Origin of the sequence: Roseovarius aestuariivivens, from assembly GCF_004761875.1 — a bacterium.
GTDB classification, from domain to species: domain Bacteria; phylum Pseudomonadota; class Alphaproteobacteria; order Rhodobacterales; family Rhodobacteraceae; genus Roseovarius; species Roseovarius aestuariivivens.
This window is the reverse complement of sequence record NZ_SJEY01000002.1, coordinates 312479-337282: the sequence shown is the minus strand read 5'-3', so window position 1 is coordinate 337282 and position 24804 is coordinate 312479. Positions and strand designations below refer to the sequence as shown.

At 58.4% G+C, this 24804-nt stretch carries 26 protein-coding genes; 14 read left to right on the top strand and 12 right to left on the bottom strand.

Annotation, left to right across the window (positions count from 1 at the left end; genetic code table 11):
• Positions 1 to 46: 46 nt before the first annotated feature.
• The gene (locus EZV60_RS05035) at positions 47 to 709 is read right to left on the bottom strand and encodes a Tim44/TimA family putative adaptor protein (protein WP_135502776.1); all 663 of its coding nucleotides are present in this window, start codon (positions 707 to 709) and stop codon (positions 47 to 49) included.
• Between the two features lie 112 nt (positions 710 to 821).
• On the opposite strand from EZV60_RS05035, the gene EZV60_RS05030 reads away from it, so the two are divergent.
• Together EZV60_RS05030 and secB are read left to right on the top strand one after the other, a co-directional pair.
• A complete protein-coding gene (locus EZV60_RS05030; RefSeq protein WP_135502774.1) occupies positions 822 to 1322 on the top strand; it encodes an FxsA family protein in 501 nt (166 codons plus the stop codon).
• A 60-nt stretch (positions 1323 to 1382) separates the two neighbouring features.
• On the top strand, positions 1383 to 1922 hold the full coding sequence (gene secB / locus EZV60_RS05025; protein ID WP_135502772.1) for a protein-export chaperone SecB: 540 nt from the start codon (positions 1383 to 1385) through the stop codon (positions 1920 to 1922).
• On the opposite strand, the gene dnaQ is transcribed toward secB, so the two are convergent.
• From dnaQ to EZV60_RS05005, 4 genes are read right to left on the bottom strand one after another with little or no spacing between them, the layout of a single operon-like run.
• Positions 1919 to 2614, bottom strand: a complete 696-nt coding sequence (gene dnaQ, locus EZV60_RS05020; RefSeq protein ID WP_135502770.1) for a DNA polymerase III subunit epsilon — start codon at positions 2612 to 2614, stop codon at positions 1919 to 1921. The genes secB and dnaQ overlap by 4 nt on opposite strands.
• Complete coding sequence (coaE, locus tag EZV60_RS05015) at positions 2607 to 3200, bottom strand: dephospho-CoA kinase (RefSeq protein WP_135502768.1); 594 nt, start codon at positions 3198 to 3200, stop codon at positions 2607 to 2609. The genes dnaQ and coaE overlap by 8 nt, the downstream gene beginning before the upstream one ends.
• Positions 3197 to 4030: a shikimate dehydrogenase gene (locus tag EZV60_RS05010; protein WP_135502766.1), complete on the bottom strand. Its 834-nt coding sequence runs from the start codon at positions 4028 to 4030 to the stop codon at positions 3197 to 3199. Before EZV60_RS05010 ends, coaE begins: the two co-directional genes overlap by 4 nt.
• A complete protein-coding gene (locus tag EZV60_RS05005; protein WP_135502764.1) occupies positions 4027 to 4626 on the bottom strand; it encodes a Maf family protein in 600 nt (199 codons plus the stop codon). Before EZV60_RS05005 ends, EZV60_RS05010 begins: the two co-directional genes overlap by 4 nt.
• A 422-nt stretch (positions 4627 to 5048) precedes the next feature.
• On the opposite strand from EZV60_RS05005, the gene EZV60_RS05000 reads away from it, so the two are divergent.
• From EZV60_RS05000 to EZV60_RS04970, 7 genes are all read left to right on the top strand, one after another.
• The gene (locus tag EZV60_RS05000; protein WP_135502762.1) at positions 5049 to 5498 is read left to right on the top strand and encodes a CopD family protein; all 450 of its coding nucleotides are present in this window, start codon (positions 5049 to 5051) and stop codon (positions 5496 to 5498) included.
• 130 nt (positions 5499 to 5628) lie between these two features.
• A complete protein-coding gene (gene rho / locus EZV60_RS04995; protein ID WP_135502760.1) occupies positions 5629 to 6900 on the top strand; it encodes a transcription termination factor Rho in 1272 nt (423 codons plus the stop codon).
• Positions 6901 to 6919: 19 nt separating this feature from the next.
• Positions 6920 to 8206, top strand: coding sequence for a tRNA uridine-5-carboxymethylaminomethyl(34) synthesis GTPase MnmE (gene mnmE, locus EZV60_RS04990; RefSeq protein WP_135502758.1), 1287 nt, complete (start codon positions 6920 to 6922; stop codon positions 8204 to 8206).
• Between the two features lie 3 nt (positions 8207 to 8209).
• Positions 8210 to 10081: a tRNA uridine-5-carboxymethylaminomethyl(34) synthesis enzyme MnmG gene (gene mnmG, locus EZV60_RS04985; RefSeq protein ID WP_135502756.1), complete on the top strand. Its 1872-nt coding sequence runs from the start codon at positions 8210 to 8212 to the stop codon at positions 10079 to 10081.
• Positions 10078 to 10689 (top strand): 16S rRNA (guanine(527)-N(7))-methyltransferase RsmG, encoded by a 612-nt coding sequence (gene rsmG, locus EZV60_RS04980; protein WP_135502754.1) that lies wholly within the window; start codon positions 10078 to 10080, stop codon positions 10687 to 10689. Before mnmG ends, rsmG begins: the two co-directional genes overlap by 4 nt.
• Positions 10682 to 11491 (top strand): ParA family protein, encoded by an 810-nt coding sequence (locus EZV60_RS04975; RefSeq protein WP_135502752.1) that lies wholly within the window; start codon positions 10682 to 10684, stop codon positions 11489 to 11491. The genes rsmG and EZV60_RS04975 overlap by 8 nt, the downstream gene beginning before the upstream one ends.
• A gap of 18 nt (positions 11492 to 11509) precedes the next feature.
• Complete coding sequence (locus EZV60_RS04970) at positions 11510 to 12403, top strand: ParB/RepB/Spo0J family partition protein (RefSeq protein ID WP_135502750.1); 894 nt, start codon at positions 11510 to 11512, stop codon at positions 12401 to 12403.
• On the opposite strand, the gene hemW is transcribed toward EZV60_RS04970, so the two are convergent.
• From hemW to rph, 3 genes are read right to left on the bottom strand one after another with little or no spacing between them, the layout of a single operon-like run.
• Positions 12392 to 13561 carry a radical SAM family heme chaperone HemW gene (hemW, locus tag EZV60_RS04965; RefSeq protein WP_135502748.1) on the bottom strand — a complete coding sequence of 390 codons (1170 nt, stop codon included), beginning with the start codon at positions 13559 to 13561 and terminating at the stop codon, positions 12392 to 12394. The genes EZV60_RS04970 and hemW overlap by 12 nt on opposite strands.
• Positions 13554 to 14162, bottom strand: a complete 609-nt coding sequence (gene rdgB, locus EZV60_RS04960) for an RdgB/HAM1 family non-canonical purine NTP pyrophosphatase (protein ID WP_135502746.1) — start codon at positions 14160 to 14162, stop codon at positions 13554 to 13556. The genes hemW and rdgB overlap by 8 nt, the downstream gene beginning before the upstream one ends.
• The gene (gene rph, locus EZV60_RS04955; RefSeq protein ID WP_135502744.1) at positions 14155 to 14871 is read right to left on the bottom strand and encodes a ribonuclease PH; all 717 of its coding nucleotides are present in this window, start codon (positions 14869 to 14871) and stop codon (positions 14155 to 14157) included. Before rph ends, rdgB begins: the two co-directional genes overlap by 8 nt.
• A 118-nt stretch (positions 14872 to 14989) precedes the next feature.
• Here rph and hrcA point away from each other — a divergent pair, with 118 nt between their 5' ends.
• Together hrcA and EZV60_RS04945 are read left to right on the top strand one after the other, a co-directional pair.
• On the top strand, positions 14990 to 16054 hold the full coding sequence (gene hrcA / locus EZV60_RS04950) for a heat-inducible transcriptional repressor HrcA (protein WP_135503010.1): 1065 nt from the start codon (positions 14990 to 14992) through the stop codon (positions 16052 to 16054).
• A 9-nt stretch (positions 16055 to 16063) separates the two neighbouring features.
• Positions 16064 to 16630: a nucleotide exchange factor GrpE gene (locus EZV60_RS04945; RefSeq protein WP_135502742.1), complete on the top strand. Its 567-nt coding sequence runs from the start codon at positions 16064 to 16066 to the stop codon at positions 16628 to 16630.
• Positions 16631 to 16662: 32 nt separating this feature from the next.
• Here EZV60_RS04945 and mutS read toward each other — a convergent pair whose 3' ends face one another.
• Both mutS and msrA read right to left on the bottom strand, forming a co-directional pair.
• A complete protein-coding gene (gene mutS / locus EZV60_RS04940) occupies positions 16663 to 19272 on the bottom strand; it encodes a DNA mismatch repair protein MutS (protein ID WP_135503008.1) in 2610 nt (869 codons plus the stop codon).
• Between the two features lie 113 nt (positions 19273 to 19385).
• On the bottom strand, positions 19386 to 20048 hold the full coding sequence (msrA, locus tag EZV60_RS04935) for a peptide-methionine (S)-S-oxide reductase MsrA (RefSeq protein ID WP_135502740.1): 663 nt from the start codon (positions 20046 to 20048) through the stop codon (positions 19386 to 19388).
• Between the two features lie 163 nt (positions 20049 to 20211).
• Here msrA and EZV60_RS04930 point away from each other — a divergent pair, with 163 nt between their 5' ends.
• Both EZV60_RS04930 and EZV60_RS04925 read left to right on the top strand, forming a co-directional pair.
• Entirely contained in the window at positions 20212 to 21120 is a 909-nt protein-coding gene (locus EZV60_RS04930) for a D-amino acid aminotransferase (RefSeq protein WP_135502739.1), read from the top strand.
• A complete protein-coding gene (locus EZV60_RS04925; RefSeq protein ID WP_135502737.1) occupies positions 21120 to 21842 on the top strand; it encodes a sulfotransferase-like domain-containing protein in 723 nt (240 codons plus the stop codon). Before EZV60_RS04930 ends, EZV60_RS04925 begins: the two co-directional genes overlap by 1 nt.
• A 33-nt stretch (positions 21843 to 21875) precedes the next feature.
• Here EZV60_RS04925 and EZV60_RS04920 read toward each other — a convergent pair whose 3' ends face one another.
• The gene (locus tag EZV60_RS04920; protein ID WP_135502735.1) at positions 21876 to 23099 is read right to left on the bottom strand and encodes an argininosuccinate synthase; all 1224 of its coding nucleotides are present in this window, start codon (positions 23097 to 23099) and stop codon (positions 21876 to 21878) included.
• A 121-nt stretch (positions 23100 to 23220) separates the two neighbouring features.
• Here EZV60_RS04920 and ilvA point away from each other — a divergent pair, with 121 nt between their 5' ends.
• Complete coding sequence (ilvA, locus tag EZV60_RS04915; protein WP_135502733.1) at positions 23221 to 24459, top strand: threonine ammonia-lyase IlvA; 1239 nt, start codon at positions 23221 to 23223, stop codon at positions 24457 to 24459.
• Here ilvA and EZV60_RS04910 read toward each other — a convergent pair whose 3' ends face one another.
• Complete coding sequence (locus EZV60_RS04910; RefSeq protein WP_135502731.1) at positions 24460 to 24792, bottom strand: Hpt domain-containing protein; 333 nt, start codon at positions 24790 to 24792, stop codon at positions 24460 to 24462.
• Between the last annotated feature and the right edge of the window lie 12 nt (positions 24793 to 24804).

Sequence of the window (24804 nt, the reverse complement as noted above, 5' to 3'; positions counted from 1 at the left end):
AGCGTCGCACTCACCGAAAGCCAGATCGCCAAGCCGCACGCCCTGATCATTCGCCCGTGGCAACAAGCCGCCAGTTCGGGTCATCTGCACCCATTTCACGTTCGAAGGTCCAAACGTCCTTTTGCTTTTTCGGAATGCCGGCTTTGCCTTCTATGATCTCACCCTCTGCATCCTTCACGACGGAAATGAGCTCACCGATGAAACGCACCGTGATTTCGCCCTTGCGGGTGGATTCGTCGAAACGAGCTTCGATAAGCGATGTCTCGCGCACACCGACGAATTCGGCCTCGATAGTCAGGCCTTTCTCCTGCCGAGCATCGACGACCTGCGAAAATGCCTCGAACACGTCTTCAGACAGGAACGGAGCGATTTCGTCCATCTGACCGCGCTCGAATGCCATCAAGATCCATTCGTATGCTTGCTTCGCGCCGCCAAGAAACTCTCCAACCATGAAACTCGGCTCGGCACGTTTCATGTCAGCGAGTGCCTGCGCAGACTCGGAGCCCTCAGCCACATGGTCTATGATGTCATGATCCGGGCCACCGTCGATAACTTCGAATTCCTGCCGCGGCGTCGGAGCAGAAGACGCGCCCTGCCCGGCGGGCGGGCCTTCAAACCCGTCACGTGTGCCAAGCACGCTCTTGAGCCGCAAGATCAGGAAGATCGCGATACCTGCGAGCACCAGAAGCTGAAGTAGGGGCGAATTCATTCTTACCTCTCAACCTGCCGGGCGTGGTATCCACGCCGTTGGGTTCCTATGTAGGATGTAGACCGGGGCAAGTCCACCATACCTCACCCCGAAAACCTTGGGAGTTCTGCTCATGTGGCTGTTTGTGGCATTTCTTGTTGTCCCACTGATCGAGATTGCCCTGTTTATACAAGTCGGCGGTTGGATCGGCTTGTGGCCAACGCTCGGCATTGTCGTTTTGACAGCAATTCTGGGTACGTGGCTTGTCCGCACGCAAGGCCGGCTGGCCATTGGCCGCTTGCGCAGCTCTCTCGATAAGCTCGACGATCCGACCGAGCCTCTTGCTCATGGCGCGATGATCTTGATCGCTGGCGCACTTTTGCTGACGCCGGGTTTTTTCACCGACGCTGTCGGTTTTGCCCTTTTAACCCCGGGCATTCGACAGGCGGCTTTCACCTATCTGCATAAACGTGTTCGGGTAGAAAAGTTTGAGATGGGCGGGAATACTGAACCACACCGTGATCGACACCAGCCGCGTCCAGAGACCAATGGCGACGTCATCGACGGTGATTACGAGGAGGTCAGCCCTCCGAAAAAGCCAACGCACCGCTCCTCGGGCTGGACTAAGCATTGAGACGGCTCGCGCATCCTGCTAACCCTTCGATCGATCTAATTTCCCGGCAGGAGTAAGACATTGTCCGACGAAAACACCAACCCAGAGGGCGGCGCTCAACAGCCCGCAGCCCAAGGCGCTGACGCCCAAAAAACCGCCGCGCCAAAGATGAATGTGCTTACGCAATTCATCCGCGATATGTCCTTCGAGAATATTCTCGCCCAGCGCGGCACCGGCGGAGAAGTGACGCCAGACGTGCAGGTTGCCGTCAATCTGGATGCCAAGAAGCGGTCTCAGGAACATCAGTTCGAGGTAGCGACGAAGCTCAATATCACCTCACGCAACAAGGGATCGGAAGAGAATCTTTTTCTTCTCGAACTTGAATATGTCGGCGTTTTCCACATCGAAAACGTACCCGATGACCAGATGCATCCGTTCCTGTTGATCGAATGCCCGCGCATGGTGTTTCCGTTCGTGCGCCGGATCGTCAGCGATATTACACGCGACGGAGGATTTCCGCCGCTCAACCTGGAAACGATCGATTTCGTTCAACTGTACCGGAACGAGATCATGCGTCGCCAGGCAGAAGCCTCAAAGGGCGACATCAAACACGACGCCTAAGTCGCACCGGCCTTCCAGAGCGCGCCTTCGCCAAGCCCCTCGATGAATTTGGCATGCGCGGCGCGCTCTTCTTCCGTAAGGCGGGCCGCCAGCGGCTTTTCTCTTGGCTTCGGGCGCCACGATTCATCCGCCGCGCCACTTTTTTCGCTGACAAATGTCCCGGCGAGGGCAAAGTCCGGCTGGCGTCCTCCGATGAGCTCCAGATAAACCTCGGCAAGGATCTCGGAATCGAGCAGTGCGCCGTGCAGCGTGCGCGAAGAATTGTCGATATTGAACCGGCGACACAGCGCATCGAGCGAGGCTGGCGATCCCGGGAACTTCTTGCGCGCCATATCGAGTGTATCGATAGCCTGAGACCACGGAAGCTTTGGCAAGTTGAGCCACCCGAGCTCGGCGTTGAGAAACTTCATGTCAAAAGCAGCGTTGTGGATGACAAGTTTCGCATTCCCAACGAACTCCAGAAAGTCCTTTGCAATCAGACGGAACACCGGTTTGTCGCGCAAAAAATCATCACCAAGGCCGTGCACCTCGAACGCGTCCTGGGGCATGGACCGCTCGGGATTTATATACTGATGATAGGTGCGGCCCGTGGGCATGTGATTGAAAAGCTCGACACCCCCGATTTCGACAATTCGATCGCCTTCTTCAGGATTGAACCCTGTCGTTTCCGTATCGAGAACGATCTCACGCATTGCGCACCTTTTTTTCGATATCAGCGATTACATCCTGTACCTGCTCTCTGGCATGTTCAACCGTATCGGTTTCAATGACATAATCCGATTTAACGCGCTTGTCGGCATCAGGCAGTTGTTTGGCAAGGATCGCCGAGAACTCGGCTTCCGTCATCGTTCCTCTTTCCATGACCCGTTTTTTCTGAATTTCGGGTGCAACAGTGACGCATACGACCGCATCAAGCCATCTGTCGGCGCCGATTTCGAAAAGCAACGGTATGTCAAAGACCGCGATTTGCGCGGTGGTTTGACGAAGGAAATCAGCGCGGTCGTCCGCGACGAGAGGATGCACGATGGACTCGATTTCCTTCAGCGCTTCCGGTCGTTGTGCCAGAAGCGATTTCAATCGAGCCCGTGAAACCGCCCCGTCTTCGATCGCTTCCGGGAAAGCCTTTGCCATAGGGGCAACTGCTGCCCCACCTTTTGCATAAAGACGGTGCACCGCGGCATCCGCATCCCACACCGCACAGCCCGCTTCGGCAAAAAGGCCCGCCGTCGTGGATTTGCCCATCCCGATAGAGCCTGTCAGGCCCAGCCGGAACGTCATCTCAGAGCCGCGGCCCGCGTGGCGCTGTCCACTTCAGGGCGGACGCCAAACCAGCGTTCGAAACCCGGTACGGCCTGATGCAGCAACATGCCAAGACCATCGACCGTCACGCATCCCATCTCTTCCGCTTCGGCAAGCAGGTTTGTTTTCAACGGGGCATAGACAAGATCTGTGACCAGAGTATCTCGCCGCAATCCATCAAGCGGCACACGAAGAGGCGGTTTTCCCAGCATGCCAAGCGATGTCGTGTTTACGACTGTTGCTGCGTCTTCCATCATGTTGCCGGCCTGTACCCAATCGACAACGATCAGGCGTTTTCCAAATTCCGTTTTCAGGGCTTCCGCGCGAATGCGTGTTCGGTTTGAAATCATGATTTCGGGCACGCCGGCCTCTAGCAGGGCGGAAATTACTGCACGCGCAGCACCTCCGGCGCCCAGAATGGCGGCCGGTCCCGCCTTGGGGTCCCAACCTGGTGCGTTCTGCTGCAGGTTCCGGATAAAGCCGACGCCGTCGGTATTGTCCGCCTGGATTTTGCCATCCTTGCGAAAGATGATCGTATTGGCCGCCCCGATCAACGTGGCTCGATCCGTGACAAGATCGGCGATCTCCAGAATCTTCTCTTTGTGCGGAATGGTCACGTTCACGCCGACAAAGCCCATTTTCGGAAGTGTGCGCAAAACTGTTTCAAGGTCTTCAGCAGACACATCCATAGGGATGTAATGGCCTCGTAAGCCATTCACCTTAAGCCAGTGCGTATGGATCTGCGGGGATTTTGAATGTGCCACCGGTGAACCGATCACGCCAGCCAGCGGAATGCGGTCTTCACTCATGTCTCCAGCTCCCCACGCAGGCTAAGGTACGACAACAGTTCCAGTAGTGGCAAACCGAGAACGGTAAAATAATCGCCCTGAATTTGCGCGAAAAGCCGCACACCTTCTTCTTCCAGTTTATATGCCCCAACCGAATGTTGGATGCTATCCCAGTTTCTGGACACGTACCCGTCCAGGTACTGGTCCGAAACGTCTCGCATCACGAGCCGGACTAGGCCAACATGCCGCCAGACAGGCGCGGCATCTTCGTAAATGACGGCGGCTGACAACAGCTCATGCCGCTTTCCACGCATCTCGCACAGCTGGCGGTAGGCGACCTCCGGGCTTTCGGGCTTTGAAAGAATACGGCCTTCGAAATTCAGAACTTGATCGCTACCAATTACAAGGGCCTCCGGCCATCGTGCGGCAACCTTGCGCGCTTTCATTTCCGCCAGTGCGTCTGCGATATCACGAGGATTGGCCTCTTCGGCGACCATCGCATCCCGCACCGCGTCCTCGTCGATCCGGGCTGGCATGGCTTCGAAATTTACCCCGGCGTTCCGCAAAAGCGTCTGCCGAATATCGGAGCTTGAGGCGAGAATAAGGTGGCGGGGCATGTGGATAATCCCGTGAAGTGTTCAAGGACTTCTTTAGGTTTATGAACAGGCTTTGCCAATGGCGGGAACCAAAGCTCGAACAATCCGCATCCGCCCGGGTGGTCCGTCAATGTTTTCCGCCTGTGAGAAAGGATAAATCTGGCACGAGGAGAACCTGTTGAGCGCCCTTACGGATCCCAGAAAGATCCCCACCCGGTTAACGCGACAACTCCGTTTTAAGCTATTGATACTATTTAAAAAATCGTCGGGATACTACAGTACTCCTAAATATGTTCACAAGACTATCCACACCTCTTCTATCCTGTTCATATCTCTGTGGTCCGCTCAAGGATCCACAAGCGGACCGGTCCCCTACAAAATCATCATCCTTTTTTCTTTCTTTTTATTTTATTAAGGAAGCCCAGACCAATCCGGGGATACCCATGTCAGACCTGCTTGCCTCGCTTTACCCGTGGGTGAAGTCCCTCCATATCATGGCCGTGATTTCCTGGATGGCAGGCTTGTTCTATCTCCCCCGGCTTTACGTCTATCACGCAGAAGAATCTAAACCCGGTGACAGCCGGGACGAGGTTTTTCAGACCATGGAAAGGAAGCTTCTGAAGGTCATCATGAACCCGGCCATGCTTGTCGCATGGTTTGCTGGATTATGGATGGCTGTGACCCCAGGTGTCGTCGACTGGACAGCAGTCTGGCCTTATCTGAAGGGCGTCTCGATAATCGCCATGACCTGGTTCCACATGTGGCTCGGCGTGCGGCGAAAGGTTTTTGCGTCAGGTCTGAATGATCTGACAGGAAAGCAATACCGAATGATGAACGAGGTGCCGACCGTGCTGATGGTCCTCATCGTGGTATCGGTGGTCGTGAAGTTCTAAGCGCGATTGACTTGCGCCGTGGCTCCGCCTATCACCGGCATCAGGAACCCGTCCGGGTGAACCGTTTCCCATGATTGAACACACAACGCGCGAATGCCGATAGTGGTATTGGGCGCCAAGGATATTGAAGATGTCTGACGACCGTTTGAACCTGTCCGATCTCAAGGCGCACAGCGCCAAGGATCTTCTGGCAATGGCCGAAGAGCTTGAGATCGAGAACGCCTCGACCATGCGCAAGGGCGAGATGATGTTCCAGATCCTGCGCGAGCGCGCGGACGAGGGTTGGACAGTCTATGGCGATGGTGTCTTGGAAGTGCTCCAGGACGGTTTCGGTTTTCTGCGCTCGTCCGAGGCGAACTACCTGCCCGGACCCGATGACATCTATGTTTCGCCCGACACGATCCGAAAGCATTCGCTGCGTACCGGCGACACGATCTATGGGGAAATCAAGGCGCCCGAGGACAACGAGCGGTACTTTGTCCTGACCTCGGTCAGCCAGATCAACTTTGAGGATCCCGAGCGCGCCCGTCACAAGATCGCCTTCGACAACCTGACACCGCTCTATCCGGACGAGCGACTGAAAATGGAAGTGGATGATCCGACGATCAAGGACAAATCCGCGCGTGTCATCGATCTCGTTGCGCCGATCGGTAAGGGGCAACGTTCTTTGATCGTGGCGCCGCCGCGCACGGGTAAGACGGTGATTCTGCAGAACATCGCAGCGTCGATCGAACGCAACCACCCTGAGTGCTACCTGATTGTTCTTCTGATCGATGAACGACCCGAGGAAGTCACCGACATGAAACGGTCGGTCAAGGGCGAGGTCATCAGCTCGACCTTCGACGAACCTGCGGCTCGCCACGTCGCTGTCGCGGAAATGGTCATCGAAAAGGCCAAGCGTCTGGTGGAACACAAGCGCGACGTGGTCATTCTGCTCGATTCTATCACGCGCCTTGGGCGCGCCTATAACACGGTTGTCCCGTCGTCTGGCAAGGTCCTCACGGGTGGTGTGGATGCCAATGCCCTGCAACGTCCCAAGCGCTTTTTTGGGGCGGCCCGGAATATCGAGGAAGGCGGTTCGCTGACCATCATATCGACGGCACTGATCGACACCGGCAGCCGCATGGACGAAGTGATCTTCGAAGAGTTCAAGGGCACCGGTAACTCTGAACTCGTGCTTGACCGGAAGATCGCCGATAAACGCGTCTTCCCAGCCATCGACATTCTCAAATCCGGTACACGGAAAGAGGATCTTCTCATCGAGAAGACAGATCTTCAGAAAACCTATGTTCTGCGCCGGATCCTCAATCCGATGGGTACGACCGACGCCATCGAATTTCTTCTGTCGAAGCTCAAGCAAACCAAGACTAACGACGAATTCTTCGATTCGATGAACACCTGAGGCCTGTCGGAGGTGTCCCATGGACACGATCTTTGCCTTGTCCTCGGCGCAGGGAAAAGCCGGCGTAGCGGTTATCCGCCTCTCTGGTCCAACGGCTTTTGAAGGGATCTCTCGTTTGGCGGGCGATGTCCCGCCATCCAGGCTTGCCTCACTTCGCCGGCTGCGCGCGTCAGATGGTTCGCGTCTTGATGAAGCTCTGATTCTGACATTCCCAAAAGGTCAGAGCTTTACCGGCGAAGAGACAGTGGAAATCCACTGTCATGGGAGTATCGCGACGGTTTCTGCTATTCTGGATGAGCTTGCGCGGCTCCCGGATTTGCGTGCGGCGGACCCCGGGGAATTCACCCGCCGGGCGTTGGAGAACGGCCGCTTGGACCTCTCTCAGGTCGAAGGTCTTGCGGACCTGATCGATGCCGAGACCGAAGCGCAGCGGCGTCAGGCGCTTCGTGTTTTGTCCGGAGATCTCGGAAAGCGGGCAGAGACATGGCGACAAGACCTGATCCGGGCTTCTGCGCTTCTCGAAGCGACTATTGATTTTGCGGATGAAGAGGTACCGGTCGATGTTGGGCCGGAAGTCACGGAACTTGCTACGCGTGTTCGAGAAGCGCTGGCGAAGGAAATCTCTGGTGTCTCGACGGCAGAACGTATTCGGTCAGGTTTCGAAGTCGCCATCGTAGGCGCGCCGAATGTCGGGAAATCTACCTTATTGAATGCGCTCGCGGGCCGTGACGCAGCTATAACCTCCGAATACGCCGGCACGACGCGGGATGTGATCGAGGTTCGTATGGATCTTGGTGGCCTGCCGGTCACACTACTGGATACCGCGGGCTTGCGGGAGACCGAGGATGCGGTCGAGACCATCGGAATTGATCGGGCGCGGCAAAGAGCAGAAGCAGCCGACTTGCGCGTGGTCCTGGTCGAACACGGCCAGCAGCCTGATCTCTACCTGCGGCCGGATGATCTCGTTCTGATCGCCAAGGCGGATCTTCTACCGAACATAAAGGATGGTATCTCAGGAAAAACGGGCGTTGGAGTAGAAAACCTGGTTGCGTCGATTACTACCAAGCTCGAGTCACGCGCGGCCAACGCTGGGCTCGCCACCCGGCTGCGCCACAAGCATGCAATGGAAAGGGGCTTGGCCTCACTGAACCAGGCCTTGGCGTTGATCCCGTCAGGCGATGCGTCAGCGGATATTGCCGCTGAAGAGCTGCGCAGCGCTATTCGCGCGCTTGATTCTCTGGTAGGACGCATCGATATCGAGAATATCCTCGATGAGATCTTCGCCAGTTTTTGCCTCGGCAAGTAAGGAGTGTTTCACGTGAAACAATTTGATGTCGTGGTTATCGGCGGCGGTCACGCCGGATGCGATGCAGCGCATGCCGCAGCGCGCATGGGCGTTAAAACAGCGTTAATCACGCTAACCAAGTCCGGTATCGGCGTGATGTCGTGCAATCCAGCGATTGGTGGCCTCGGGAAAGGGCATCTTGTCAGAGAGATCGACGCACTGGACGGTGTCATGGGCCGCGTCGCTGACAAAGCGGGAATCCAGTTCCGTCTTCTCAATCGTCGAAAGGGCCCGGCGGTTCAGGGCCCGCGCGCCCAGGCCGATCGCAAGATCTATCGTGAAGCGATGCAGTCAGAAATGGCAGCTCAGCCAAACTTGACGGTGGTTGAGGGCGAAGCGGCCGACTTTATTATGAAGGCTGATCGAGTTGCCGGCGTCATTCTTGCTGACGGAAGTGAAATCGCCGCGCGGGCTGTTGTTCTGACAACCGGCACATTTCTAAGAGGGGTTATCCATATCGGCGATGTGTCCCGGCCTGGTGGACGGATGGGCGACAAGCCTTCGGTCAAACTAGCCGAGCGTATAGACCACTTTGCGTTGCCGCTGGGCCGTTTAAAAACCGGAACACCACCACGTCTTGATGGCAAAACCATCGACTGGTCTGTGCTGGAGTCGCAGCCTGCCGACGAAGACCCGGTGCTCTTTTCGTTTCTGTCGACGGCGCCGTCTGCACAGCAACTGTCATGCGGAATTACACACACCAATACGCGCACGCATGAAATCATCGAGAAAAACCTCTCACGCTCGGCCATGTATGGCGGGCACATCGATGGGGTTGGCCCCCGCTATTGCCCGTCGATTGAGGACAAGATCGTACGCTTTGCAGAAAAGACCTCGCACCAGATATTCTTGGAACCGGAAAGCCTTTCTGACGATGTCATTTATCCGAACGGTATCTCTACATCTCTGCCCGAAGATGTTCAGGAGGCGTATGTCCGATCGATCAAAGGGCTTGAGCAGGCCAAGATCCTTCAACCCGGCTACGCGATCGAATACGACTATGTGGATCCTCGCGCCTTGGATACCACTCTTGCAGTAAAAACGGTGCCCGGGCTGTACCTTGCCGGCCAGATAAACGGAACCACAGGATACGAGGAAGCCGCAGCGCAAGGTTTGGTCGCGGGAGTGAACGCAGCGCGCGCGGTACAAGACCGGGATCCGGTGAAATTAAGCCGTGCTGAAAGCTATATCGGCGTGATGATCGACGATCTGACGACCCGCGGCGTCACCGAGCCTTACCGGATGTTCACGTCTCGCGCCGAGTTCCGGCTGTCGCTTCGTGCGGACAACGCCGATCAACGCCTAACCCCGCTAGGCCTGTCCATTGGTTGCGTTGGCCAAGAGCGACAAGTTGCTTTCGAGGGGAAAATCACCCGCCTTGCTGAAGCTCGCGATAGGATCGAAGCGCAAAGCTTTACACCGAGGCAGCTTCAAGAGATTGGCCTGAAGGTCAACCAGGATGGATCGCGGCGGACGGGGTTCCAGCTGCTTGCGTTTCCGGATGTTGATTTTGAGGCATTGATTACCTTGGACAAGGATTTGTCGGATATCGACAATGAAACCCGCGCTCAGTTGGAAAAGGACGCGCTTTACGCAAACTATATCGAACGGCAAAAGCGCGACGTGGATATGATGCGTCGGGACGAGGCGCAAAGCATTCCAAGCGATTTCGATTTTTCGGAGATCGCTGGTCTGTCCAATGAGCTCAAGACAAAACTTTCAACAATTCGTCCTGAGAACATAGCTCAGGCCGCCCGTATTGATGGTATGACCCCGGCGGCGCTGACGCTCATACTTGCACGCTTGCGGCAAGCCAAAAAGGTACGCACGGCATGACAGATGTACCCGATCTGGATGTTTCACGTGAAACAATGGATCGGCTGCAGCTTTACGCGGAGCTTCTGCGCAAATGGAATCCGCGTATTAATCTGGTGTCCAAATCAACGCTGAAAGACCTCTGGACACGGCATATCGCCGACTCGGCGCAGATCGCCCAGATTGCGCCGGACACCGGCGCGTATTGGGCTGATCTTGGATCCGGCGGCGGATTTCCAGGGCTTGTGGTCTCGATTCTAGGTATGGAAACAGGTCATCCCACGCATGTTTCGCTTGTTGAAAGCGATGTGCGAAAATCGGCGTTTTTGCGCACGGTTATCCGCGAAACTGGCGCCCCTGCCCGTGTCATCAATGACCGCATCGAAGATATCGCACCCCTTGGCGCGGACGTCGTTTCGGCCCGAGCGCTTGCAGACCTTTCCACGCTGCTCGAATTTGCGCACAGGCATCTTTTGCCTGGTGGGACGGCGCTTTTTCTGAAAGGAGCACAATGGAAGAAAGAGCTTCCCGAAGCGCAATCGAAGTGGAATTTCCAACACCGGATTGCTAAAAGCAAAACGGAAGACGGCCCCGTTATTCTCAGCGTTACAGGAGTGTCCCGTGTCTGATCCGACGCGTCCTCACACAGCCAAAATCATCGCGGTTGCCAACCAGAAAGGTGGTGTCGGCAAGACCACAACAACCATCAATCTGGGTGCCGCTTTGGCTGAGATCGGCTGCCGCGTTCTCATCGTCGATCTTGATCCGCAAGGAAATGCGTCCACGGGTCTAGGGATCGAGCCGGACGCGAGAGATTACACAACATACGAGCTTTTGCTTGAAGAAATTGAGTTGGCCCAGGTGATTCAGCCGACGCGGAACGAGCATCTCATGATCGTACCCGCCACGGTGGATCTCAGCTCTGCGGATATGGAGCTTGTCTCGAACGAAAAACGAAGTTTTCTTTTGTCTGACGCTCTGCGGCAGCCCGCGATGGATGCTTTTGGGTTCGATTTCATCCTTATCGATTGTCCGCCATCTCTCAATCTTTTGACGGTCAACGCGATGGTTGCCGCGCATTCGGTTCTCGTCCCGCTTCAGTCAGAGTTCTTCGCGCTCGAAGGCTTGTCGCAGCTCATGCTTACAATCCGAGAGGTCCGCCAATCGGCCAATCCTGATCTGCGGATTGAAGGTGTGGTGCTTACCATGTTCGACGGCCGCAACAATCTTTCCAGCCAGGTGGAACAGGACGCGCGGGATAATCTTGGTGACTTGGTCTTTGAAACGCGCATTCCCCGAAATGTCCGCGTCAGTGAAGCGCCATCATATTCCCTGCCGGTTCTGAACTACGACTCGAGTTCCAAGGGGGCCGAAGCCTATCGTGACCTCGCGCGGGAATTGATGAAGAATAACACGCGTAAAGCGGCCTGACGCAGGGAGGTGGGCAAGATGGACAGAAAAGCAAAACGCGGACTAGGTCGCGGGCTTTCCGCGCTTATGTCTGATGTGGCAGAGAATCCGGGTACGCCCGCGGAAACACCTAAGGCGCCCGATCGGTCCCTTCCAATTGAGACAATCGAACCCAACCCGGATCAGCCGCGACGCGATTTCGCGCCCGATGCGCTCGAGGATCTAGCGGCATCAATCCGAGAAAAGGGCATTATCCAGCCGCTTATCGTGCGTCCCAATCCCCGGCGCGCCGGCGGGTACGAAATCGTCGCGGGGGAGCGTCGCTGGAGGGCTGCTCAAATTGCGAAGTTGCATGAAGTGCCCGTCATCATACGCGATTTCGACGACACGGAAGTGCTCGAGGTGGCGATCATCGAGAATATTCAGCGCGCGGATCTGAACCCGGTGGAAGAGGCAGCCGGTTACACCCAATTGATGGAGAAGTTTGGCCATACGCAGGAAAAACTTGCCACAGCTCTGGGCAAAAGCCGCAGTCACATCGCAAATTGTGTCCGCCTTCTCAGCCTCCCGGCCGATGTCTTGACGTATCTGCGCGAAGGCTCGCTCTCAGCGGGGCACGCACGCGCGCTCATCACTTCTGATGATCCGGTCGACCTTGCCAAGAAAGTCATCGCCAAGGGGCTATCGGTAAGAGAAACGGAGAAGCTCGCAAAATACGGCGGAAACAACATTTTTTCCGAGACTGGCAAATCGACCAAGAAACCGGCACAGGCCAAGGATGCAGATACGAAGGCGCTCGAAGCAGATCTGTCGGCCAACTTGGGAATGCGCGTCGTGCTTAGCCACAAGCCAGGACAAGAATCAGGCACGATGACGATCGGCTATGACACGCTTGACCAGTTGGATGAGCTTTGCCGCCGGTTAAGCTCCTGACGGGGTAAGAAGAAGCTCTTTGATAACCGCGTTAAGTATCAGACGACCCGCCGGCGTGGCGCGTACTGTACGATCCGTTCGCGTGATCATGCCGACCTCTTCAAGGTTGGAAAGTGCCGCGTCATCCAGCGGCGTACCGGCCAAACGCGCGTAGCGATCAAGCTCAATCCCCTCCGCCAGGCGCAATCCCATCATCAGGTATTCGCCGGCCTGATCTTCTTTTGAAATCGGCGTCACACACCTTTCCGCCTGATCCGCACGCACCATCGTCAGCCAGCGCTCCGGATTGGACCAGGCCTCGGTCGCACATCTCTCACCGTTATGCGTGATCCTGCCGTGTGCCCCAGGCCCGATCCCAACGTAGTCGCCGTACCGCCAGTAAATCAGGTTGTGCCGGGATTCCGCGCCGGGTTTGGCATGATTAGAGACTTCATAAGCATTATATCCAGCCGCCTCGCAAAGATCTTGCGTGGCCTCGTACATCGCGGCGGCCGTGTCCTCGTCTGGCAGGCCGCGCAATCCGCCGCATGCATGGCGGTCACCGAATGCTGTACCGGGTTCGATCGTCAACTGATAAAGCGAGAGGTGATCGACAGCCATGTTCAATGCCTCGGCCAACTCTGATCGCCAGGAACTGACCGTCTGGTCTTGCCGCGCATAGATGAGGTCAAAACTCACCCGGCCAAAATATTTCCTGGCAATATCAAATGCTTGCTTGGCCTCCGCCGTGGTATGGATGCGTCCCAACCGCCGCAGATCCGTGTCATTTAGTGCTTGAACGCCCATTGAGACACGAGTGACACCCGCTTGTGCGTAGCCGGCAAAACGTCCCGCCTCGACAGACCCTGGATTGGCTTCAAGCGTTACCTCAAGGTCATTCGCAGTCGGCCAGGAGGTGCGGATATGTTCGAGGACCTCGGCAACCACGTCTGGATCCATAAGGCTTGGCGTGCCCCCGCCGATAAAGACAGAGGTCAAGACCCTGTCCGGCAGTATGGCCCGGTAGCGCCCTATTTCTGATCGATAGGCGTCAAGCCAGCGGGACTGATCGATCTCGGCACGGACATGTGAATTGAAATCGCAATACGGACACTTGGCAGCGCAAAACGGCCAATGAAGGTAAAGTCCAAACCCGCCGTACCGCCAATCCTCAGTCAAAGCAGCCCTTCACCAACTTGGCGAACGCGTCCGCGCGATGACTGATCTTGTTCTTGGCCCATCGATCCATCTCCGCGAACGTCATGTCGTATCCATCCGGTTGGAAGATCGGGTCATAACCGTGCCCTTGCGTGCCGCGCCTCGGCCAAACGATCTGACCGTCGATGGTTCCCGGAAACACTTCGTCATGCCCGTCCGGCCAAGCAAGCACCAGCGTACAGCAAAAGCGTGCACGCCAAGGCTTCGGCGCACCCTTCGCGACCAGCCAGTCATGCGCCTTGGTCATGGCCATGACGAAATCACGGCCAGTCTCGGTTTCGGCCCAATCCGCAGTATATACCCCAGGTGCGCCATCCAGAGCTTCGATTTCGATCCCGGAATCGTCGCTCAACGCTGGCAGCCCCGTCGCTTTGGCCGCCGCATGCGCCTTGATGCAGGCGTTCCCGGCAAAGGATGTCTCGGTTTCCTCGGGCTCTTTCAGTCCCTTTTCCGCCGCGCCGACGACCGAAACGCCGTATGGCTCCAGCAGCGTGGCGATTTCTTCCAGCTTTCCCGCGTTATGCGTCGCCACCAAAAGCGTATCGCCGGAAAATCTACGCACCTGCCGCTGCCCTCTGCGAGGCGACAAGCTCTCCCACACCTTTTTCGGCGAGACCCATTAACTGGTCCATCTGATCACGTGAAAACGTGGCGCCCTCGGCGCTCATCTGCACTTCGATCAACTGGCCGCTGCCGGTCATGATGAAATTTCCATCGACGCCCGCAACGCTATCCTCGGGATAATCAAGATCCAGAACCGGCTGTCCCGCGTAAATCCCGCAGCTGACGGCCGCCACCGGATCCAAAAGCGGGTCGCTGGTCACCTCGCCCGCTTTGATCAGCTTGTTCACGGCCAGCCTTAATGCCACCCAACCGCCGGTGATCGACGCACAGCGTGTTCCGCCATCGGCCTGAATCACGTCACAATCCACCGTGATCTGTCGTTCTCCCAGCGCGACCCGATCGACACCTGCGCGCAGACTCCGCCCGATCAGGCGCTGGATTTCCACGGTGCGACCACCCTGCTTGCCAGCAGTCGCCTCGCGCCGCATCCGGCTCGTGGTTGACCTGGGCAGCATGCCGTATTCCGCTGTCACCCAGCCAAGGCCAGATCCCTTGATAAACGGCGGCACGCGGTCTTCCAGCGTGGCAGTGCACAGCACGTGGGTATCGCCCATGCGGATCATGCACGAGCCTTCAGCGTGCTTCGTCACGTCGGTCTCGATTGAAACCGGGCGCATTTCGCTTAACTCTCTTCCCGAAGGCCGCATCGCAGAACTCCTTTTTGCGTGGTCTCGGGATACAGGGGCTTCAATCCGGTCCGCAACCCCGATTGATCTTTTGTCGTGGGCGTTTTTAATGGCAGACTGCAGCGAACAGACAGAGCAGATGGAAAAAGCCAGCCAGATCCTGGACGAGATGAACGACCGCTCGCGCGAGGTGTTCCGACGCGTGGTCGAAGGCTATCTCGCGACCGGCGATCCGGTGGGGTCCCGGACACTCACGCGGGATATGTCCGAAAAGGTGTCTGCCGCCACGATCCGAAACGTCATGCAAGATCTGGAATATCTCGGCCTGCTTGATTCGCCGCATGTCTCCGCGGGTCGCGTGCCGACACAGCAAGGCCTGCGCATGTTCGTTGACGGTCTGCTCGAAGTGGGTGATCTGGAAAGCAACGACCGGCAAATGATCGACGCCACGCTCGGCTCGAACTCCGATGACGTGGCGGATGCACTTGATCGGATCGGGTCGGCCCTCTCCGGTGTAACGCGTGGTGCTTCCTTGGTTCTAGCGCCCAAGCACGAGGCGCCGATCAAGCATATCGAGTTCGTCTCGCTGGGCCACGACCGGGCTCTGGTGGTCCTCGTTTTTGCCGACGGCCACGTGGAAAACCGCATCTTTCATCCGCCGCCCGGGCAAACCCCGAGTTCTATGCGCGAGGCTGCCAATTTTCTCAATGCGCTGATCGAGGGCAAAACCCTGACCGATCTGCGAACGGTAATCTCGAGCGAAATTTCCGCCCGCCGGCAGGAAATCGATCAGCTGGCGCATCAACTCGTCGAAAGCGGTCTCGCCGTCTGGGAAGGCGAGGCCGACAGTTATGAACGGCTTATCGTGCGCGGCCGCTCCAACCTTCTCAACGCGGGTGCGGCCGAGGAAGACTTGGACCGGATCAAAACGCTTTTTGATGACCTGGAACGCAAGCGCGACATCGCCGAGTTCCTCGAACTGACTGATGAAGGCGCCGGCGTTCGCATATTTATCGGATCGGAGAATAAACTTTTCTCACTTTCGGGTTCCTCTTTGGTCGTCTCTCCATATATGAACGCTGACCGGAAGATCGTCGGTGCGGTGGGCGTGATTGGCCCCACCCGTCTCAATTACGGGCGCATCGTGCCGATCGTGGATTATACGGCGCAATTGGTGGGCAAGCTGATTGCGGACCGAAGCTAGAGGTGAAGCATGGCTGACTCGAAAGAAGATCCGTTCCTCGACGACGTGGAACAGGCCGAGGCCGAAGAACAGGCGGCGATAACCGAAGAGGACGCGCCTGAAAGTCTCGAGGCGCAGCTTGATGCGCTGCGCGCCGAGCGTGACGCCTACCAAGACAAGTTCATGCGCGCGCTGGCAGATGCCGAAAACGCGCGCAAGCGGGCGGATAAGGATCGAACCGAGGCGCAGAATTACGGTGGTTCGAAGCTGGCGCGCGATATGCTGCCCGTCTTCGATAACATGAAACGCGCCGTCGAATCGGTGAACGAGGAACAGCGTGCAGCGAATGCAGCCCTGATCGAGGGTGTCGAGCTTACGATGCGGGAGCTGTTCAACGTCTTTTCCAAGCACGGCATTCAGGTCATCGACCCACAGGTAGGCGATAAATTCGATCCCAAGCATCATGAGGCCATGTTCGAAGCGCCCGTGCCTGGCACAAAGGCCGGTGAAATCATTCAGGTTTCCGCGCAAGGCTTCATGCTGCACGATCGCATTTTGCGGCCGGCCCAGGTCGGCGTGTCGTCCTTCAAAGGCTGATCGCGATTAGTCGGGTGGGCCGTCTGCCCACCCTACTCGGCGAGCCGTTTCAACTCGTAAATCAGGTCCAAGGCTTGTCGCGGGCTCAACTCGTCTGGCAAAACGTCTTGTAAACGGTCTGTCACGGGCGATGTTTTCGGCGGCGCTGACACGGGGACGGGACTTGCGCGGAATAGCGGCAGATCGTCGATAAAGGCCTCTCTCTTGCCGCCGCCCTCACGGTCGCCCTTTTCCAGCGCTTCCAGAACGACGCGCGCCCGCTCGACCACCGCGGCGGGCAATCCGGCAAGTTTCGCGACCTGCACGCCATAGCTGCGATCCGCCGCCCCTTTTCGCACCTCGTGAAGGAAGATCACGTCGCCTTCATGCTCCTTGACTGCGACAGTCGCGTTTTCAACGCGGCTCAGCTTTTCGCTCAGATGCGTCAATTCATGGTAATGGGTCGCGAACAGGGCACGGCATCGATTTACCTCGTGCAAATGCTCCAGTGTGGCCCATGCGATCGATAGCCCGTCATAGGTTGCCGTGCCGCGCCCTATTTCGTCGAGGATGACCAGCGCGTGATCGTCGGCCTGATTCAGGATCGCTGCCGTTTCCACCATTTCGACCATGAAGGTCGACCGGCCCCGCGCCAGATCGTCCGAGGCCCCAACACGGCTGAAAAGCTGGCTCACCATTCCGATATGCGCCGACCGCGCCGGTACGAAGCTGCCCATTTGCGCAAGGACAGCCATCAGGGCGTTCTGCCGTAGAAAGGTCGATTTGCCGGCCATGTTCGGCCCGGTCAGAAGCCACAGATCGGCACCTTGTCCCAGGGCGCAGTCATTCGCGATGAAACTGTCTCCGCCCTGACGCTTCAAGGCCGCCTCGACCACTGGATGACGCCCACACTCTATCAATAGGGCGCGGCTTTCATCGACCTTCGGACGGCACCACGCCTCGGACTGCGCCAGATCCGCAAGCGACAGTGCCAAATCGATTTCCGCGATTGCTCGGGCCGCCTGGGAAATCCGCGCGGCTTCCGCCAAAACGGCATCTTTCAAGGCAGTATAGAGCCGTTTCTCGATCTCAAGTGCCCGTCCGCCCGCATTCAGAATTCGGGTTTCCATCTCGCTAAGCGGGACCGTCGTGAACCGGACCTGGTTTGCCGTAGTCTGCCGATGCTTGAACGTTTCGTTCAAAGGCGCGGACAGCATCTTTTCCGCATGGGTCGCGGTGACTTCCACAAAATATCCTAGCACGTTGTTGTGCTTGATCTTCAGGCTTTGAATGCCGGTCGTCCGGGCATAGTCGGCCTGCATGCCCGCGATTACGCCGCGCCCCTCGTCGCGTAGTTTGCGCACGTCATCCAGTTCGGGCTCATAACCTTCGGCAATGAACCCGCCATCCCGCGCCAGTAGCGGCGGTTCCGCGACAAGCGCCTGATCCAGCAAAGTCTCTAGCGCCTCATGCCCGACCAGATCCTGAGCTGCCCGATCCAGAAGTTCAGGTAACTCGACGTTCTGCAGGCGCTGCGACACATCCGCTGCCTGCGCCAGCCCGTTGCGGATCGCCGCAAGATCGCGTGGTCCGCCACGGTCCAGGCCCAACCGGGACAGCGCGCGGTCGAGATCGGGCACCTTGCGCAAGCATCCCCTGACGTCCTCGCGCAGCCGAGCGTGCTCTACGCCGAACGCCACCGCATCCTGCCGTTCCCGGACAACCCGCAGGTCACGGCTTGGTCCGGCCACCCGGCGTTCCAGCAAACGCCCCCCGCCCGCCGTCGCCGTTCGGTCGATCACCGACAGCAAAGATCCGGCGCGCCCGCCAGACAAGGCATGCGTAAGTTCCAGATTCCGCCGGGTCGCCGCGTCGATCTGCATCACGCGCGCCAGCGACTCGCGAGAGGGCGGCTGTAACAGCGGCAGCTTGCCCTTTTGAGTGATGTCCAGGTAATCGGCGATAGCCCCCATCGCCGCCACCTCGGCCCGTTCGAAATTTCCGAACGCCTCCAGCGATTGTGTCTTGAACAGACCGCACAGCCGTTGTTCCGCGCTGGTGCTGTCAAAGGCCGCGCGACCCAGCGGCGTCAATGCGACACCGAACTCAGAGACGATGTCGCCCAAATTCGCTTCATCGCCCTCCATCACGATCAACTCGCTGGGGCAAAGTCGTGCCAACTCCGGGCCCAAGCGGCTTTCGGCCAGCGGCATAACGTGGAAAGCGCCTGTCGAGATGTCGACCCACGCCAGAGCGGCCTGATCCCGGACCCGTGCAAAAGCGGCCAGGAAGTTGTGGCGCCGCGCTTCAAGAAGGCTGTCTTCGGTCAGGGTCCCGGGTGTCACCAGCCGAATGACATCCCGGCGTACCACGGATTTTGATCCGCGCTTCTTCGCTTCCGCGGGATCTTCCATCTGCTCGCAGACCGCCACGCGAAAGCCCTTGCGAATGAGCGTGAGCAAATAGCCTTCGGCCGAATGTACCGGCACGCCGCACATTGGAATATCTTCGCCAAGATGTTTGCCACGTTTCGTCAGCGCGATATCGAGCGCCTCCGCCGCCGCAACGGCATCGTCAAAGAAAAGCTCGTAAAAATCGCCCATCCGATAGAACAAAAGCGCGCCGCGATACTGCGCTTTGATCTCCAGGAATTGCGCCATCATCGGCGTCACGGATGCGTCCGTCTTGCTCACGCCTGCCCCCCAAGTCGGCTTTGCAAAACCCTACAAAGTCAACCGGGCAGGCGAAAGGTCTAAGCGTATGTTACACGCTACGGTCAGGAGCCCACGAAAGGTGCGGCGTTGCCCCAAAGCTGACGGACGCGATCGTCGCGGCGGCACGCGTCCCTATAGGCCTTGTAGGCGGCGGATTGCTTTTTCGGTCCGAACCGGGTGAGGACGATCTTGTCGCCCTTGTAATAATCCTGGTGATAGGCCTCTGCTTTCCAAAAGCGGCCTTGGCTCAATATCGGCGTCACGATCTTGCGTCCCAAAGCCCGTGCCGCTTTGGCCCTCGTGTCTTCGGCCAGGCGTTTCTCCTCGGCGTCAGCAACGAAAACCGCGGTGCGGTAGCTTTCGCCACGGTCACAGAATTGGCCCCCGGCATCGGTGGGATCGACCGAGCGGAAGAACAGATGCAACAATTGTGCCCGGCTGACTTGGTCTGGATCGAACATGATCTGAACCGCCTCATAATGTCCCGTGCCGCCGCGTGTCACCTGTTTGTAGGTCGGGTTGGCGACGCGTCCGCCAGTGTAACCTGATACGACTTCCTTGACGCCACGAACCGACTCGAAATCGGCCTCGACGCACCAGAAACACCCGCCCGCGACGGTCAGAACCTCGGTGCCCGCCGCCCGTGCCGGCCCCGACTGCACCCCGAAGCCCACGCAGATCAGCACTCCAAGCAACGCGGCTTTCGCTTCTCTCAATCCGATCATGTCACGGCCCTCCTGAACATGGCCTACCGTGACAGTCGATGTGTGCGACGCCAATTCACCACCCCGTGAGGTCACGCGTCAGTGAGCGACGATTGGGGCTTGGCACCTTGTTTTCCGATCCCTAGCGTCGTGTCTGAAACATACGTACAGGCGCGCGTGAAACATGACGGACCACCAAACCACCCATCAGGCCGAGGAAGACGCCCGCAACGAAGAGATCCTGATCTGGCTGAACGGGCGGATCGTGCCCAAGGCTGAGGCATTGGTGAGCGTCTATGACAGCGGCTTCATGCTAGGCGACGGCGTTTGGGAGGGTCTGCGCCTTTACAATGGCACCTGGGCCTTTGCCGACGATCACCTCGATCGGCTTTTCGAGGCCGCCAAGGCCATCGATCTCGATATCGGCATGACCAGGGACGCGGTGATTCAGGCCCTGATCGACACGCAAACTGCCAACGGAATGACAACGGATGCACATGCGCGCCTGATGGTGACCCGGGGCGTCAAATCGCGCCCGTTTCAGCACCCTTCCCTGTCGAAACGGGGGCCGACCGTGACCATAATCATGGAACACTCCAAGCCCAAAATCGCCCGGCCCATCCGCCTTGCGACGGTGCCGCATATGCGCGGCTTGCCGATGACCCAGGATCCGAAACTCAATTCTCACTCCAAGCTGAACTGCATCCTTGCCTGTATCGCCGCCGAAAAGGCCGGTGCGGACGAGGCGCTGATGCTGGATATCCATGGATTCGTGAACACGACGAATGCCTGCAATTTCTTCATTGTCCGGAAGGGCGAGGTTTGGACGTCCACCGGCGATTACTGCATGAACGGCATCACGCGGCAGAAGGTGATCGACCTCTGCCGTGCAAACGATATTCCGGTTTACGAGCGGAATTATTCGCTCGTCGACACGTACGGTGCGGACGAGGCGTTTCTCACCGGGACGTTCGGCGCGCAAACCCCGGTCGGAGAGATCGATGGCCGCACCATTGGCACCGGCGAAATGGGGCCGGTCACGGAACGTATTCAGGCACTTTACAAGGGTCTTATCCAGCAGGAATGCGCCTGATGCGGATCGCGATGTGGTCCGGGCCGCGCAATCTGTCGACCGCGATGATGTACAGTTTCGGCGCGCGTTCCGATTGCGCCGTGATCGACGAACCGTTCTATGCGGCCTACCTTGCACAAACGGGCCTCGAACACCCGATGCGCGACGCGATTCTCGCGGCCCAGCCTCAGGATCTGGAACAGGTCATAGAGGGCCTGCTTGGTCCCATCCCGGGAAATCGCCCGCACTACTACCAGAAACATATGGCGCAACACATGATCGCCGGGTTTCCGCGTGATTGGCTGTTTGAGCTGACGAATGTGTTTCTCATTCGTCACCCGGCTCGCGTTGCCGCAAGCTTTTCCGCGAAATACGACAACCCGACCCTGGATGATATCGGGTTCGTTCAACAGGCCGAGCTGTTCGATATGCTGCGCACCAACGACCACGCGCCTGTCGTGATTGACAGCGCGGATATTCGTCGCGCGCCCGAGGCGATGCTGCGTGCGCTCTGCGCCGCCATCGGTCTGCCATTCGATCCTGCGATGCTGTCCTGGCCAAAGGGCGGGCACGCCGATGACGGCGTCTGGGCCGCGCACTGGTACAAGGCGGTGCACGATTCGACGGGTTTTGCGGCGGCGGAAGGTGACCTGCCACAACTCGACGGGCCGCGTGCCGATCTCGCCGAGGCCGCGATGCCGGCCTACCAGCACCTCAGTCAATACAGGCTCGAACTACCCTGACCGGACCTGCTGTATCGCTTCTAGAAACAGGCTCTATTTCAGCCGCTTGTTGCGCGCCGCCAGCAATTTAAGCCGAAGCGCGTTGAGCTGAATGAAGCCCGCCGCGTCCTTTTGATCATAGGCGCCGGCATCATCCTCGAAGGTCACATGCGCCTCGGAATAAAGCGAATGGTCCGACCAGCGCCCGACCGTGCGCGCAGATCCCTTGTAAAGCTTGATCCGCACCGTGCCGGTGACGTGCGCCTGCGAGTGGTCGATCGCCGCCTGCAACATCTCGCGCTCGGGGCTGTACCAGAATCCGTTATAGATCAGCTCGGCATACCGCGGCATCAGCTCATCCTTCAGATGTGCGGCGCCGCGGTCCAGCGTGATCTGTTCAATCCCCCGATGCGCCTCCAGAAGGATGGTCCCGCCGGGTGTCTCGTAGATCCCCCTGCTTTTCATCCCGACGAACCGTCCCTCAACGAGATCGAGCCGGCCCACGCCATGCTTGCCGCCCAACTCGTTCAATTTCGTCAACAGACTGGCCGGGCTCAACGCTTCGCCATCGATGCTGACCGCATCACCTTTTTCGAAACCGACCTCGATATATTCGGGCGTATCGGGCGCGTCCTCTGGATTGACCGTGCGCTGATAGACATGATCGGGCGCCATCTCGGCCGGATCTTCCAGCGCTTTACCCTCGGACGAGGTGTGCAAGAGGTTCGCATCAACCGAGAACGGCGCCTCGCCGCGTTTGTCCTTGGCGATCGGAATCTGGTTCTTCTCGGCAAAGTCGATCAGCTTCGTGCGGCTGGTCAGGTCCCAGATCCGCCAGGGTGCGATCACCTTGATCTCGGGATTAAGCGCATAGGCCGCCAGTTCGAACCGGACCTGGTCGTTGCCTTTGCCCGTCGCGCCATGTGCCACCGCATCCGCGCCGGTCTCGGCCGCGATCTCGACCAGACGCTTGGAAATGAGCGGCCGCGCGATTGAGGTTCCTAGCAGATAAAGACCCTCATAGACCGCATTCGCGCGGAACATCGGGAACACGAAATCCCGTACGAATTCCTCGCGGATGTCCTCGATATAGATATTCTCGGGCTTAATCCCCAAAAGCTCGGCCTTTTCGCGCGCCGGTCCCAGTTCTTCGCCCTGCCCCAGGTCTGCGGTAAAGGTGACGACTTCGCACCCGTATTCCGTTTGCAGCCATTTCAGGATGATCGAGGTATCAAGCCCCCCGGAATAAGCGAGAACAACTTTCTTCGGCGCAGCCATGGTCTTCCCCTTTTGTCCGTCAGACGCGCCCGGCGCTTACCGGGTTTTCTGCGTTTGAGCAAGGGAGTGCCGCTGCTGTGACCCCTTGCCAGCGGCCCCGCATTCGGCCAAGCAGACGGGCATGACAGACTTCCCTTCTCTCGCCCGCGCCGCCGAATCCCAGATGCGCAGCGTGTTCGATCCCACGCCGCTTACGCGGAACGATACGCTTTCGGATCGCTACGGCGCCGATATCTGGCTCAAGCGCGAGGATCTCAGCCCGGTGCGGTCCTACAAGCTGCGCGGCGCGTTCAATGCCATGCGCAAGGTGATGGCCGGCCCCGAGGCTGCGCCGCATTTCGTCTGTGCAAGTGCCGGCAACCACGCCCAGGGCGTCGCCTTCATGTGCCGTCACTTCGGTGTGCACGGAACGATTTTCATGCCGGTGACCACACCGCAACAGAAAATCGGACAGACACGGAAATTCGGCGGCGATCAGGTCGAGGTCCGGCTGATCGGCGATTATTTCGACGACACGCTTGCCACCGCACAGGCGTATTGCCGGGAAACCGGCGGCCATTTCCTGTCGCCCTTCGACGATGCCGACGTGATCGAGGGGCAGGCGTCTGTCGCGGTCGAAATCGAGGCGCAACTGGGCCGTTTGCCGGATCGTATCGTGCTGCCGGTGGGTGGCGGGGGCCTGTCTGCGGGCACCCACGGTTATTGTGGGGATGCTGTGCCGCTCACCCTGGTGGAACCGTCAGGCGGGGCGTGTCTGGCGGCGGCGCTGGCGGCAGGTCAGCCCACGCGCCTCTCTCATGTCGACAGCTTCGCCGACGGCGCTGCCGTCGCGCAGATCGGTGCGCGCACCTTTGCGCATCTCAAGAACATCGCGCCGGCCGACGTCCTGGCCATCGACGAGGATCGGATCTGCACGACGATGCTGGATATGCTCAATGTCGAGGGCATCGTGCTGGAACCCGCCGGGGCGCTCGCCGTGGATGCGCTCAAGGATATCAGGGACCGGATCGCGGGGCAGACGGTGGTTTGCGTCACCTCGGGGGGCAATTTCGATTTCGAACGCCTGCCCGAGGTCAAGGAACGCGCCCAGCGATATGCGGGCCTGAAGAAGTACTTCGTGCTGCGCATGCCCCAGCGGCCCGGGGCCCTGAAGGACTTTCTCGAAATCCTCGGCCCTCAGGACGACATCGCGCGGTTCGAATATCTCAAGAAATCGGCGCGCAATTTCGGGTCGGTGCTGATCGGGATCGAAACGACGGCAGCGGAGAATTTCCAGCGTATCGAACGCGAGATGACCGAGGCCGGTTTTGAGTATCGCGATATCACAAACGACACGATTCTGGCTGAATTCCTGATCTGATCACCCGGCCAGCCGCGCGTCGAGACCGGCAAGAAAGGTGTGCCGCGACGCATCGTAAACGCTCAAGATCTGCGTGATCTCCGCCTGCTCGGGCTGCCCCGATGCGGCCAACCGTTCCCCTCTCGCGCACAGCTCCGAGAAATCGGCAAAGCCGAGGTTAAGCGCACTGCCCTTGAGGAAGTGCAACCGCGCCTCCACTTTCGATGGGTCAGGGTCGTCGCGCAGCGTCGCGATCTCGGTGTCCACCTCCTCGAGAAAGATCTCGATCACCTCGTCGAATGCGTCCGGTCCGATCTCGTCGCGCAGCGCTGCCACCTGTGCCCAGTCGATCATGGTTCTCCCCTT